Raw genomic sequence first — 14,376 nt, 5'->3', positions numbered from 1 at the left:
CAAGCTTTGCTCCTGCAGTGCAAGTCGCACCTGAGCCGTACATTACGGCCGATTCAATTCCCCATCCCAACCACCACCCAGCGCGGCGATCAACTGCACGCTGGCAATCAGCCGGCTTTGCTGTAACGCCAGCACGGTGCGCTCATTATTCAACGCCGTGGCCTGCACCGTCACCACATCCAGATAGCCGATCACCCCAGCGCGGTACTGATTGGTAGTCAAGCGCAGCGACTGCCGGGCCGCATCCAGCGCTTGCTGACGAACCCCCGCCTCGTCTTCGTACACCTTCAACTGGCTCAGGTAGTTTTCCACTTCCTGAAAACCGTTGAGCACCGTCTGCCGGTATTGCGCCACCGTCTGGTCGTAGACGGCCTCGGTACGTTCCACCTCGGCAGCACGCTGGCCGCCGTCGAACAGGGTCATGGCCAGCTGCGGCCCCACCGACCAGAAACGGTTAGGCAGGGAGATCCAATTGGCAAAGGTACTGCTGCTATAGCCGCCGGCCATGCTCAAGGTCAAATCCGGGTAGTAAGCGGTCTTGGCCACGCCGATATTGGCATTGGCAGCGATGACAGCGCGCTCGGCAGAAGCAATATCGGGGCGCCTCTCCAGCCATTGCGACGGCACGCCCAGCGGGATCTGCGGTAGCTGCGGCACGCTCTGCACCGGCGCCACGCTGAAATTCGCCGGGGCCTGGCCAGTGAGCACGGCGATCGCGTTTTCCTGCTGGGCCCGCTGCCAGATCAGGTCGATCAGGTCAGCCTGGGTCGACTTCAGCTGGGTTTGCGCCTGGGCCACCGCATCCTGGCCCGAGATACCGGCCTTGTACTGGTTCTGGGTGAGGGTCAGGGAGCGCTGGTAGGTCTCCAGCGTCGATTCCAGCAGGCGCTTCTGTTCATCCAGCACCCGCAACTGCAGATAGGCTTGCACCAGCTGCGATTGCAGGCTCAGGCGCATCGCCGCCAGATCGGCATAGCTGGCCTGGGCGCTGGCGGTATCGGCCTCCAGGCCGCGACGCAAGCGGCCCCATACATCGGCCTCCCAGCTGACCCCAAGCTGGACGTTGTGAGTGTCGCGGATACCGCTGCTGGAACTGCTGAGGCTCGAACCGCTGCTGCCGGTGCCCTGGCTCGCGCGGCTCTTGCTCACATCCAGCGTCACACTGGGGAAGAACGCGCCACGGGCGCTGCGCACCAGTGCCGCCGCCTGGCGATACTGGGCCTCGTATTGCGCGACCGTCTGGTTGGACCGATTGAGCTGCTCCACCAGCCCGTCGAGTTGCGCGTCGCCATACAGCTCCCACCAGGCCCCGCGTGCCAAGGCATCACTGGGCTGTGCCTGACGCCAACCCGCGGCTTCCTTGAACTGCGCGGGCGCGGCGACTGCCGGGCGATGGTAGTCCGGCCCCACGGCGCACGCGCTCAGCATCAACCCGCACAAGGCAAGCCCTGCAACGCGTGACCCGCGGGCGGCGAACAGCCGCACGGTTAACGCGCAGGGCTGGGAATCAGGCAAACGAGCAGTCATAGCGGAGTTTCCAGGGCAACATCGGTACGCACCCCACGCCAGCGGTTGACCCGGTGACGAAGGCGATCCAGAGAAAGGTAAACAACAGGCGTGGTGTAAAGCGTCAAGATCTGGCTGAGCACCAGGCCGCCAATGATGGTCAGGCCCAGCGGGCGGCGCATCTCGGCCCCAGCGGCCGTGCCCAGCAACAGCGGCAGGGCGCCGAGGATGGCCGCCATGGTGGTCATCAGGATCGGCCGCAGGCGTTGCAGGCACGCGTGGCGAATCGACTCCAGCGGCGTCATGCCTTCATTGCGTTCGAGCTGCAAGGCCAGGTCGATCATCAGGATGGCGTTTTTCTTCACCACGCCGATCAACAGAAACAGCCCCAGCAGCGAGATCAGGCTGAACTCGCCCCCCGTCAGGTAAATGGCCAGCAACGCCCCTACTCCCGCCGACGGCAAGGTCGAGAGGATGGTCAGCGGGTGTACATAGCTTTCGTAGAGGATCCCGAGCACCAGATAGACCATCACCAGCGCGCCCAGAATCATCAGCGGCTGGCCCTTCTGCGCCGCCGCGAAGGCACCGCCGGTACCGCCATTCTTGACGATGATGCTCGACGGCAGGCCAACGCCGGCCAGTGCCCGCTCGATTGCCGCCCCCGCCTGATCGAGGGAAACACCCTCGGCCAGGTCGAAAGAGATGTCTTCGGAGGCGAACTGCCCTTCATGGCTGACCGAATCGTCCGCCAGGCTGTTTTCGTAATGGGCGATCGCCGACAGCGGCACCGTGGCCCCTGCGCCGGTAATGATCTGTACCTGATTGAGGGTGATCGGGTCCTGGGCGTACTTGGGGTTGATTTCCATCACCACCTTGTACTGGTTGAGGCTGTCGTAGATGGTCGAAATCTGCCGCTGGCTATAGGCGTTGTTGAGCACCGCCGTGACCCTGTTCATGTCGATGCCCAGGCGCTTGGCCTGATCGCGGTCCACCACCAACGTGACCTGCGCGGTGCCGTGGCCTTCGCGGGCATCGATGGCCGTCAGCTGCGGCAAACCGCGAAAGGCCGCGACCACCTTGGGAAACCACAGGCGCAGCGCCGCCAGGTCGTCGCTCTGCACCACATAGTTGTACTGCGAAGTCTGCTGGTCACGGGCGCCGCCGAACTGCAAGTCCTGGTCAGCCATCAGGAACAGCCGTGCGCCGGGCACCGGTGGCAAATCCTTGCGCAGCCGGTCGATGATCTGCTGAGCGTTGTCGTCACGCTGTTCGATGGGCTTGAGGCGCACCAGCACGGTGGCGTTGTTGGTGCCGTTGTTGCCGCCGATAAAGCCGGCGACGCTGGCCACCGATTTGTCCGCCAGCAAGGCGTGGCGATAGATTTCCATCTTCGGCTGCATCACCGCGAACGACATGCCGTCGTCACCCCGGATAAAGCCCATCAACTGCCCGGTGTCCTGCTGCGGCAGCAAGGTCTTGGGCACCACGATGTACAAGGCGACGTTGACGCCAATGGTCACCAGCAGCACCAGCAAGGTCAGGCGCGGGTGACGCAGGACCCAGCCCAGGGTGCGATCGTAGCTGGCCACCAGCCGTTCGTTGAGCCGCGCACTGGCGCGCTGCAGGCGGTTTTCGTCACCCGGGCTGTGGGGCTGCAGCCAGCGCGAACAGAGCATCGGCGTCAGCGTCACCGACACCAGCAACGACACCAGCACCGCCGCCGCCAAGGTGATGGAAAACTCGCGGAACAACATTTCCACCAGGCCGCCCATGAACAGGATCGACAGAAACACCGCCACCAGCGACACGTTCATCGCCAGCAGCGTGAATCCCACTTCGCGGGCGCCATTATAAGAGGCCTGTAGCGGCGCTTCACCCTCGTCGATGCGCCGCGAAATGTTCTCCAGCACCACGATGGCATCGTCCACCACCAACCCGGTGGCAAGAATCAACGCCATCAACGACAGGTTGTTCAGTGAAAACCCGTACAGATACATCACCGCGAACGTGCCGATCAAGGACACGGGCACCGCCAGCGACGGAATCACCGACGCGCGGAAATTGCCGAGAAACAGGAACACCACCAGGATCACCAGGCCCACGGCGATCAACAGGGTCAATTCGGCCTCGTGCAGGTTGGCGGTGATCACCGGCGAGCGATCCATTGCCAGGTCGAGCTTGACGCTGGCCGGCAGCAACGACTCCAACGCCGGCAGCTGGGCCTTGATCTGCTTGACCGTCTCGATGATGTTGGCGCCGGTCTGGCGGTTGATCACCAGCAACACCGCCGCCTGCTTGTTGAAGAAGCCCGCGTTGTAACGGTTCTCGACCGCATCGCTGACCCGAGCGACGTCCGACAGCCGCAACACCGCGCCGTCCTGGGTGCGGATGATCAGCGGCCGGTAATCCTTGGCTTTTTCCAGCTGGTCGTTGGTTTGCACCTGCCAGCTGTTGGCGGCGTCTTCGACGAAGCCGGTGGGCTGGCGCACGTTGGCATTGGCGATCGCACTGCGCACATCATCCAGCGACACCGCGTAATGGCTCAGCGCCTGAGGCTCGAGCTCGACCCGCACCGCTGGCAACGAACTGCCGCCCACCTGCACCTCGCCGACACCATTCACCTGAGACAGGCTCTGGGACAGGATGGTCGAGGCCAGGTCGTAGAGCTCGCCCTTCTGCAATACCGTGGAGGTCAGTGCCAGTACCATGATCGGCGCTTGCGAGGGGTTGACCTTCTTGTAGGTGGGCATGCTGCGCATACCGCTGGGCAGCAGCGAGCGCGAGGCGTTGATGGCGGCTTGCACTTCGCGGGCGGCGCCATTGATATCGCGCTTGAGGTCGAACTGCAGGATCACCCGGGTCGAGCCCTGAGTGGAGCGGCTGTTGAGGCTGGTGACACCGGCGATGCTGCCAAACGCCCGTTCGAGCGGCGTGGCCACAGTCGACGCCATGACCTCTGGGCTGGCGCCAGCCAGCTGCGCCGAAACCACGATCACCGGAAAATCCATCTGCGGCAACGGTGAGACCGGTAGTAGTCGGAACGCCACGCCGCCCAGCAGCATGACCGCCAGGCTCAGCAGCAGCGTGGCGACAGGACGACGGATAAACGGTCCGGAGATGTTCATCGCGCGTCACTCATGGCTCGGCCTGACGACATGGGCACTGTCATCGACACCTGGTGCGGCAGGTCGCGCCTTTGGCCGCCAGCGACGACCCAGGCGATCGAAATACAGGTAGATCACCGGCGTGGTGAACAAGGTCAGCATCTGGCTCACCAACAGCCCACCGACCATCACCAGCCCCAGCGGCTGCCGCAACTCGGCACCGGAACCCGTCGCCAGCATCAGCGGGATGGCCCCGAACAGCGCCGCCAGCGTCGTCATCAGAATCGGCCTGAAGCGCAGCAGCGCTGCCTCGAATATCGCCGTCTGCGGATCGATGCCGCGGCTGCGCTCAGCGTCCAGGGCGAAGTCGATCATCATGATCGCGTTTTTCTTGACGATCCCGATCAGCAGAATGATACCGATGATCGCGATCATCCCCAGATCGTTGCCGGTCAGGATCAGGGCCAGCAAGGCGCCGACCGCGGCGGACGGCAGCGTGGAGAGGATGGTGATCGGATGGATGAAGCTCTCGTAGAGCACACCGAGGACGATGTACATGGTCACGATAGCCGCGAGAATCAACCACAAGGTGCTCGACAGCGATGCCTGGAACGCCTGCGCCGCGCCCTGGAATTCAGTGCGCACACCCAGCGGCATGTCGATCTCGTGTTGTACCTGCTCGATCAACGCCACCGCTTCGCCCAGTGATACGCCTTCGGCCAGATTGAACGACATCATCACTGCCGGAAACTGGCCGATGTGGGTAATCGCCAGTTGCGTCTGCCGTTGCTCGATGTGGGCCAGGCTCGACAGCCGCACCTGCCCACCGATGGCCTCGGTGTTGGTGCCAGAGTTGGTGCCAGTGGCGGTATTGCTGGTCGAGGTTGCCGCGCCGTTGCTGGTCTTGACGTAAATCTGCTCCAGCGCCTGCGGGCCGATCCTCCCGCCGTCGGCGGCCTGCAGCACCACACGGTACTGGCTGGCCTGGGTATAGATGGTCGATATCTGTCGCTGGCCGAAAGCGTCGTACAGGGCGTTGGTGATATCGGACACGTTGACGCCCAGGCGCTTGGCGGTGTCCCGGTCAATGTTCAGATAGACCTGCAGGCCTTTGTCCTGCAGGTCGCTGGCCACATCGGTGAGTTGCGGATGCTGCTTGAGCGCCTGCACCAGGCGGTCGCTCCAGGTGGCGAGCATATCCGCGTCGGGTGACGACAGGCTGAACTGGTACTGCGTGCGGCTGACTCGATCCTCGATGGTCAGGTCTTGCACCGGCTGCATGAACAGGCGTACCCCGACCTGGGTGTCTACCTTCGGCTGCAGGCGCGTGATGATCTGGCTGGCGGTCAGGCTGCGCTGGTCGTGGGGCTTGAGATTGATCAGGAAGCGCCCGCTGTTGAGCGTGGCGTTGTCGCCGTCGACACCGATATAGGACGACAGGCTGTCGACATCCGGGTCTTGCAGGATGACGTCCGCCAACGCCTGCTGGCGCTGGCTCATGGCCTTGAAGGAAATTGCCTGGGGCGCTTCGGAGATCCCCTGGATCACCCCGGTGTCCTGCACCGGAAAGAAGCCCTTGGGTACCACGATATAAAGCACCACGGTCAGGCCCAGGGTGGCGACCGCTACCAGCAAGGTCAGCGGTTGATGGCGCAGCACCCAGCGCAGGCCGTGGCTGTAACGCTCGATCAGCCAGTCGATCCACAGCCCGCTGGCCCGATAGAAACGCCCCTGCTCGTGGGGTTGTGGTTCACGCTTGAGCAACCGCGCGCACATCATCGGCGTCAGGGTCAACGACACCACCAGCGAGATCAGGATCGCGACCGCCAGCGTGATGGCGAACTCGCGAAACAGGCGCCCCACCACATCGGCCATGAACAGCAGCGGAATCAGCACGGCAATCAGCGACACCGTCAGCGACACCAGGGTGAAGCCGATCTGCCGAGCGCCCTTGAGCGCCGCCTGCAGGGGCGTTTCGCCCTCCTCGATGTGCCGGGAAATGTTCTCCAGCATGACGATGGCGTCGTCGACCACAAAACCGGTGGCAATGGTCATGGCCATGAGCGTCAGGTTGTTGATGGAGAAACCCGCCACGTACATCACCCCGAAGGTGCCGATCAGCGACAGCGGCACCGCCACCGAGGGGATCAGTGTGGCGCTGGCGCGGCGCAGGAAGACGAACGTGACCATCACCACCAGGGCGATGGCGATGAACAGCTCGAGCTGCACATCCTTGACCGAGGCGCGAATCGTCTGGGTGCGATCGGTCAGCACCGTGACGTCGAAGCCGGCGGGCAGGTTGTCGGTGATCGACGGCAGGACCGCCTTGATACGGTCGACCACCTCGATGACGTTGGCGCCGGGCTGGCGCTGGATATTGAGCAGCACTGCCTGGTTTTTGTTGGCCCAGGCCGCCAGCCGTTCGTTTTCGGCGCCATCGGCGATCTCGGCGACGTCCTTGAGCCGTAGCGGCGAGCCATTGCTGTAGGCAAGAATGAGGTTGGCGTACTCTTCGGGCGAGCGCAGCTGGTCGTTGGCATCGAGCATTGCCACCCGTGTAGGGCCGTCGAAATTGCCTTTAGGCTGATTGACGTTGGAAGCGCCGATCAGCGTGCGCACATCTTCGAGATTGAGACCGTGGGACGCCAGCGCCTGGGTGTTGACCTTGATCCGTACCGCCTGACGCTGACCGCCGGCGATGGTCACCATGCCGACCCCTGATACCTGCGCCAGCTTCTGCGCCATGCGGGTGTCGACCAGATCGTTAAGCTTGGGCAGCGGCATGGTTTTCGAACTGACCGCCACCGTCAGCACCGGGGTGTCGGCGGGATTGACCTTGTTGTAAACCGGTGGCGCAGGCAGGTCGCTGGGCAGGAGGTTGGTGGCGGCGTTGATCGCGGCCTGCACCTCCTGCTCGGCAACGTCCATATTGATATCGAGGCTGAAGCGCAGGGTCAGCACCGATGCCCCGCCGGAGCTGGTCGAGGCCATCTGCTGCAGCCCGGGCATCTGCCCGAACTGGCGTTCGAGCGGCGCCGTCACCGCACTGGTCATCACATGGGGGCTGGCGCCCGGGTAGAGGGTCATCACCCGAATGGTCGGGTAATCCACCTGCGGCAGCGCTGCGACCGGCAGCAGCCGGTAGGCCAAGGCACCGGCGAGGATGATCGCCAGCATGCTCAGCGTGGTGGCGACCGGGCGCAGGATGAACAGGCGGGAGAGGTTCATGCGCCGTGCTTGCCTTCGCCGGCGTTCTGGTCCTTGCCCTGCAGGTGCTGACGCGGTTCGGTAGGCACCTGGCCAGGATCGTTGACCACCTCCACGGCATTGCCGTCGCGCAGGCGATCGGTGCCTTCGAGCACCACCCGCTCACCGGCCTTGAGGCCGTTCAGGATGACCGTCGAAGAGCCGTCGCTGGCACCAAGCTTGAGCTGGCGCAGGCTGACCTTCTTGTCGTCGCCGACCACATAGACGTAGCTGCCGTCGGTGCCGAACTGAATCGCCGCACTCGGGGCCAGCACTACGTTTTTGAGGGTGTTGGCCAGCAGCCGGATATTGACGAATTGATTGGGAAACAGCGCCTCGTCGCGGTTCTCGAAGCGGGCCTTGAACTTCAGGGTGCCGGTGGTGATATCGATCTGGTTGTCGAGGCTTGCCAGTACGCCACTGGCCTGCAGTTTGGCGTCACCGCGATCCCAGGCCTCGGCCGGCAGTGTAGCGCCACTGTGGTAACGCTCCAGCACCGGGTTGAGCTCGGCTTCCGGCAGGGTGAAGACCACGGTGATGGGCTGCATCTGGGTGATGACCGCCAGCGCGGTGGTGTCATTGGCCGCCACCAGGTTGCCGACGTCCAGCTGGCGCAAACCGACGCGGCCGCTGATCGGCGAACGAATCTGGGTGAAGTCGAGGTTCAGCTTGGCATCGTTGACCGCTGCCTCGTTGGTCTTGATGGTGCCTTGGTACTGCCCCACCAGAGACGCCTGAGTGTCGAGTGTCTGTTTGGCGATGCTGTCCTCCTTGAACAGCCCCTGGTAGCGCTGCAGGTCGATCTGCGCGTTCTTGAGCAATGCCTGATTCTGCGCCAGGGTGCCTTGCGCCTGTTGCAGGGCGATCTGGTAGCTGCGTGGGTCGATCTGCGCCAACAGGTCGCCGGCCTTGACCACCTGGCCTTCCTGATAATTGACCTTGACCAGTTCCCCGGCAACGCGGCTGCGCACGCTCACGGTATTGGTCGATGTCACCGTGCCCAGTGCCTTGTAGTACACCGGAAAATCACCTTGAGTGACCGCCGCCACGCGCACCGGCGTGGGCTCCTCGGAACCACCGAAGCCAGGCCGGCCAGGGCCGCCAGCACGACGGCCGGCGTGTCCACCATGGCTGCCCGCCGTCGCGCCGGGGCCTGCGGCGGCCTGGCCTGTTTCAGCGCGATGCGCCCAATACCACCAAGCAGCGCCTGCCAACACGATCAACAACACGACGAACAACAGCCAGCGAAGGGAAAAACGGCGCGAATCAGACGATTGCATGGGGTGGACGACCCTTGTTCAAGAAGGCTTTTACATTCAGAGGGATGCAAGATAAGCATTGATACGTATTTAGCAAAGCGCCTTTACGGGCAATTTACGTATCCTGAGATGTCAGGGGTTTGATTTCCCCCGCCAGTACTATGCCATTACGGCCCCAGGACGTGCGCACAAATAAAAACGGCCTGACGAAAACGCCAGGCCGTTGCTGTTCAGGTGCTCGGATTACTTGAGGACGGCCAGCGCCGCTTCGTAATCAGGCTCTTCTTTGATTTCCTTGACCAGCTCGCTGTGCAGCACCTTGTCGTTCTCGTCCAGCACCACCACGGCGCGGGCAGTCAGGCCCTTGAGCGGACCGTCGGCGATGGCGACGCCATAGTTGCTGGCGAATTCCGCCGCGCGGAAGGTCGAAAGATTCTTGACGTTTTCCAGGCCTTCGGCGCCGCAGAAACGCGCTTGCGCGAATGGCAGATCGGCAGACACGCAGAGCACCACAGTATTGGCCAGCTCGTTGGCCTGCGCGTTGAACTTGCGCACCGAGGTCGCGCAGGTTGGCGTGTCCACGCTCGGGAAGATGTTGACGATTTTGCGTTTGCCAGCGAAGGTCGCCAGCGTCGCTTCGGACAGATCGCCCGCTACCAGCGTGAACGCCGGCGCAGCAGCACCAGCTTGCGGCAGTTGACCATTAACGGTGATCGGGTTGCCACCAAGCGTCACTTGAGCCATGAACTGATTCCTTCTGGTTTTTGGGAAGAGGCAAAGTTAACCACGATTCCTTTGACCAAGAAAGACGCTGCGGTTTGAGGCATGCAGCGCAGGCGCTTGGAAGCGGCGCCTGCGAGGGTGGATGTGCAGACGAGGGCGAGGCGATCAACTGGCCTTCGCGTGAGGCATCTGCTTGTGGCACAACTCGTCACGCAGCTCCCCAACCAGCTGAAGAATCGCGCGACTGCTGCTGAATCGCTCATGGGCGATGCCGCTGACGCTCAAGTCGACTTGCCCGGTATCAGGGTTGTGGATACGAATCATCAACGTATTGCCCTCTTCTTCCAGGCATTCGCACCGGAGGGGCAGAAACTCCGACTCGATGATCTGGCGCATTTCCAGCGGGCATAAACCTAATGCTTGCATGATGGCTATCCTCAGACAGTGATTCGACGCGGCAGGCAGGGCCTGCAGTAGTCTTCTGGTATATACCTGTCAGCCATGGACCGCAAAAGCCTGCGGACAACCTGCACTCGTAATTCCACGCCTGATGATCCAGATCAACAAACCTGGCAACCAAATCCCGCCAATAATCGATTCAGCCATCCGATAAACCAAATCGACCATTTATCTGGTTTTCCTACCCACACGATAGCCGGGAGGCGTAATCCCAGAAAGCAGTCCGGCCTGTCGCGATACGAATGTTCGGGGCAAGCGCCTCGCTACAAAGGTTCGCCAGGGCGCGCCTGCAGCGTTGCACCGAGATCCAGCAGGTCGATCAAAGCGCGCGCATCGTAGGGCGCCCGAACCTTGACATCGTTATCGAAATAGCAGAACACCTCGCGTGCCGTTCGCTTGTTCGCCTTGGTCGAATCGATAGTCACTGCATCGTCGACCTGCTGCCCCGCCGCCCAGCGTTCGATGCGCCGGCGCCAGTGCTCGAGCGCCTCGGCCGAATAGCCGCTCTTGTACAACTCAGCGTCGCCGTGCAGGCGTATGTAGATGAACTCTGCGGTCAAGTCCTCGGCATAGGGCCACTTGCCTGCCGTGTCAGCCATCACCAGCGCAACCTTGTACTTGCGCAGCAAGGCAATGAACTCGGGCACCGCAAAGCTGGCGTGGCGAATCTCCACTGCATGGCGCAACTTGCCGCGCTTGGGCATATCCAGGTAGCCCGGCTTGCGCAACCGCTCGTCACAGCCCTCGGCACACCGGCGCGCTTGCGCCATGGTCTGCGGCAGCAATTGCAGGAAATGCTCGAAGCGCTTGGCATCGAATTTGAAATTTGGCGCAAACTGCCACAGCAGCGGCCCGAGTTTCTCCTTGAGTTGAAACACCCCGGAGGCGAAAAAATTCGCTAAAGGCACTTCAATCTCGCGCAGCCGCCGCGTATGGGTAATATAACGCGGGCCCTTGACGCTGAAGACGAAGCGCTCGGGCGCATCGCTGTACCACTGCGCATAACGCTCAGGGGTCTGCAGGGCATAGAACGAACCGTTGATTTCGATACTACTGACCGCTCGTGAGGCGAAATGCAGTTCGTTCTTCTGCGCCAGGCCTTCGGGATAGAAATCCTTGCGCCACGGCGCATAGCGCCACCCTGATATACCAATATGCACGCCGGTCATACGCCTCTCCACTCGGGGATACTGAAGGTCCGACCCAGCTGAAAGGCACCCGGTTCACTCCCATCCTGGCGACCACTCGACCGAACTGAAGTGCTTACACGCAAAATAATGCGAACCCCCGGCGCTCACCTCAGTCACATCTTTCAGATTAATAACCTGAGCGTGCAGGCGAGCGCAACGGTGCCCGGATTCGCCAGCGCGCGATGTGATGCCAACGCTTGCGCTCCTGGCGGCCGGTCACGCTCCGCAGTCAGCCATGTGCGTACCGGGCAGCAGTCCCCTGCCGTCCCCCATCGTCGCCCGCGACGGAGCCGTTGGAGCCGCTATAGATGAACCATACCGCCCACAGCGTAAAATCCCTGCCCGCCCACAACGATGCCGCTCAGCGTTATCAGAGCGTGCGCCGCTACACCGAACAGTTGATCGCGCCGCTGAGCGCTGAGGACCTGGTCGTGCAATCCATGCCCGACGCCAGCCCCGGCAAATGGCACCTGGCGCACACCACCTGGTTTTTCGAAACCTTCCTGCTAAAGCCCAACCTCGTTGACTATCGCCCGTTCGATGCTCACTTCGCCTACCTGTTCAACTCCTACTACGAGGCCGTTGGCCCCCGCCAGCCGCGCCCGCAGCGGGGCATGATGACGCGGCCGACGCTCGACCAGGTGCTGGCCTATCGAACCTACGTCGACCTGCACATGCAGGACTTGCTGCAAACCACGCTCAATAAGGAAGCCCACGAACTGTTCGACCTGGGCCTGGCACATGAACAGCAGCATCAAGAGTTGCTGCTGATGGACACCCTTCATCTGTTCAGCCTGTCGTCGCTCAAGCCTGCCTACGACTCCCTCTGGCCGCGCGACAAACCTGGACGCAAGGGAAAATGGCGCGCGCTGGACGGCGGCTTACAGGCTATAGGTCATCAAGGCGAGGGCTTCTCGTTCGACAACGAAAGCCCGCGACACAAGGTCTGGTTGGAGCCGTTCGAGATCAGCGATCGGCTGGTCACCAACGGTCAATGGCTGGCGTTTATCGAAGCCGGCGGCTACCAGCAAGCCGGGTGGTGGCTCTCAGAGGGGTGGACGACGGTCCAGGCCGAAGATTGGCAGGCGCCCTTCTATTGGTATCGGCAAGACGACGCTTGGTACGAGTTCAGCTTGCGTGGCTTGCACCCGCTGGACCCGAATGCACCGGTGACCCATGTCAGCTATTTCGAGGCCGCAGCCTACGCCCACTGGGCCGAGGCACGCCTGCCCACTGAAGCCGAATGGGAAGTTGCCGCCCACGCCGGGCTATTGGAACAACTTGACGATGTCGGCTGGCAGTGGACCCAGAGCGCCTACAGCGCCTACCCCGGGTTTCGCCCTGCGGCCAGCGCTGTGGGTGAATACAACGGCAAGTTCATGATCAACCAGATGGTTCTGCGCGGTGGCGCCAGTGTCACCAGCCCCGACCACGCCCGCCCGGCCTATCGCAACTTCTTCGCCGCCAACCAGCGCTGGATGTTCAGCGCCGTGCGGCTGGCCAGGGATACCCGCCCTGCGCTGTGCAACGGGCCGGAAACCGAAGGTCAGGACGAGGAACGCAAAGCCTTCGCCGCCGATGTGATCGTCGGGCTGTCGGCACCGCAAAAAAGCCTGTCGCCCAAGTACTTCTACGACACCCTCGGCTCGCAACTCTTCGAGGACATCTGCGAGGCGCCGGAATACTACCCGACCCGTGCCGAAGCGGCGCTGTTGACCCGCGTCGCGCCGCAAATGGCCGCGTTGATCCCGGATGACGCCGCGCTGATCGAATTTGGCAGCGGCGCCAGCGAGAAGACCCGCCTGCTGCTGGATGCCACCCCGCAGCTGGGCGTCTATGTGCCGATCGATATCTGCCCCAACGCGCTGCAGCGGGCTTGCGAGCAACTGCGCAGCGCCTATCCGAATCTGCAGATTGCCCCTCAGGTGGACGACTTCACCAAGGTCATGCACTTGCCAGAGGCGACTCGCGACCGGGCTCGAGTGGGCTTCTTCCCCGGCTCGACCCTGGGCAACTTCACCCATGCCCAGGCCGTGGACTTCCTGCGCGCGACCCATCATCTACTGGGTCGCGACGCGCGCTTCATCATTGGGGTCGACATGGTCAAGGACAGCGCCATCCTCGAAGCCGCCTATGACGACGCGGGCCAAGTGACAGCGCGCTTCAACAAGAACCTGCTGACCCGCATGAACCGCGAGCTGGACGCCGACTTCGATCTGGCCACCTTCACTCACAAGGCGCTGTGGAATGCCGAGCTGGCGCGCATCGAGATGCACCTGGTCAGCCAGCGTGACCAGATCGTCCACGCGGCCGGGCAAGCCTTCGCCTTCAAGGCCGGCGAGTCGCTGCACACCGAGAACTCGCACAAGTTCACGGTGCAGTCCTTCACTGCCCTGGCCGCCCAGGCGGGCTGGAAAGTCAGCCATCAATGGCTGAGCGACGACCCGCAAGTGGCGCTGTTCTGCCTCGCCTAGGCCGGCAGGAGACCGCTGAGCAATCAAATGGAATTATTTGACGCGCGTCACACTCTGTACTGCATCACAAGGAGGATTCACAGCACCATGAACAGCGCAAAACTCTTCGTCATCGACTACACCCTCCACGGGGCGCCGAAATCATTCGTGATCCGCGCCGCAAACATGGACAACGCCGAAGCCTGGCATTGGGCGAGTTGTGACGCAGGCGTGGGCCGAATAGGCAAATTCGGCCGCGACCAGGTCAAGAAGACCAGCAAGCCGATCGCCGAGAAGTTCGGTATCGAAGAGGTGCACTGGCGCCAGGCCTGACTCTCGATCAAACGCGGTACTCTGTGGGAGCGGGCTCTGCCCGTGAAATAGCCTCGGCCTGATACCTGACCGGGCCAGCGCCCTTTCGCGGCCAGTGCCAGCT

The 14,376-nt window shown here is 62.6% G+C and carries 9 protein-coding genes; 2 read left to right on the top strand and 7 right to left on the bottom strand.

What is annotated here, in order from left to right:
- Positions 1–42 precede the first annotated feature (42 nt).
- The 7 genes from LIX93_RS02495 to LIX93_RS02465 all read right to left on the bottom strand — a co-directional run bounded on the left by LIX93_RS02495 (position 43) and on the right by LIX93_RS02465 (position 11,466).
- The gene (locus LIX93_RS02495) at positions 43–1,527 is read right to left on the bottom strand and encodes an efflux transporter outer membrane subunit (RefSeq protein WP_275948741.1); all 1,485 of its coding nucleotides are present in this window, start codon (positions 1,525–1,527) and stop codon (positions 43–45) included.
- On the bottom strand, positions 1,524–4,631 hold the full coding sequence (locus tag LIX93_RS02490) for an efflux RND transporter permease subunit (RefSeq protein ID WP_226502426.1): 3,108 nt from the start codon (positions 4,629–4,631) through the stop codon (positions 1,524–1,526). The genes LIX93_RS02495 and LIX93_RS02490 overlap by 4 nt, the downstream gene beginning before the upstream one ends.
- A gap of 6 nt (positions 4,632–4,637) precedes the next feature.
- Positions 4,638–7,838, bottom strand: a complete 3,201-nt coding sequence (locus LIX93_RS02485; RefSeq protein ID WP_226502425.1) for an MdtB/MuxB family multidrug efflux RND transporter permease subunit — start codon at positions 7,836–7,838, stop codon at positions 4,638–4,640.
- Entirely contained in the window at positions 7,835–9,136 is a 1,302-nt protein-coding gene (locus LIX93_RS02480) for an MdtA/MuxA family multidrug efflux RND transporter periplasmic adaptor subunit (RefSeq protein WP_226502424.1), read from the bottom strand. Before LIX93_RS02480 ends, LIX93_RS02485 begins: the two co-directional genes overlap by 4 nt.
- Before the next feature lie 222 nt (positions 9,137–9,358).
- Positions 9,359–9,859, bottom strand: coding sequence for a thiol peroxidase (tpx, locus tag LIX93_RS02475; RefSeq protein WP_226502423.1), 501 nt, complete (start codon positions 9,857–9,859; stop codon positions 9,359–9,361).
- A gap of 144 nt (positions 9,860–10,003) precedes the next feature.
- Positions 10,004–10,264, bottom strand: coding sequence for a DUF1652 domain-containing protein (locus LIX93_RS02470; RefSeq protein WP_226502422.1), 261 nt, complete (start codon positions 10,262–10,264; stop codon positions 10,004–10,006).
- A gap of 296 nt (positions 10,265–10,560) precedes the next feature.
- Positions 10,561–11,466, bottom strand: a complete 906-nt coding sequence (locus tag LIX93_RS02465) for a DUF72 domain-containing protein (RefSeq protein ID WP_226502421.1) — start codon at positions 11,464–11,466, stop codon at positions 10,561–10,563.
- A 329-nt stretch (positions 11,467–11,795) separates the two neighbouring features.
- Between LIX93_RS02465 and egtB the strand changes: the two genes are divergently transcribed.
- Positions 11,796–13,961: an ergothioneine biosynthesis protein EgtB gene (gene egtB / locus LIX93_RS02460; protein WP_226502420.1), complete on the top strand. Its 2,166-nt coding sequence runs from the start codon at positions 11,796–11,798 to the stop codon at positions 13,959–13,961.
- An 87-nt stretch (positions 13,962–14,048) separates the two neighbouring features.
- Entirely contained in the window at positions 14,049–14,273 is a 225-nt protein-coding gene (locus LIX93_RS02455) for a DUF6555 family protein (RefSeq protein WP_226502419.1), read from the top strand.
- Positions 14,274–14,376: the final 103 nt, after the last annotated feature.

This window comes from Pseudomonas sp. MWU16-30317 (genome assembly GCF_020515695.1).
Lineage (GTDB): Bacteria > Pseudomonadota > Gammaproteobacteria > Pseudomonadales > Pseudomonadaceae > Aquipseudomonas.
This window is presented reverse-complemented; position numbering and strand designations above follow the sequence as displayed.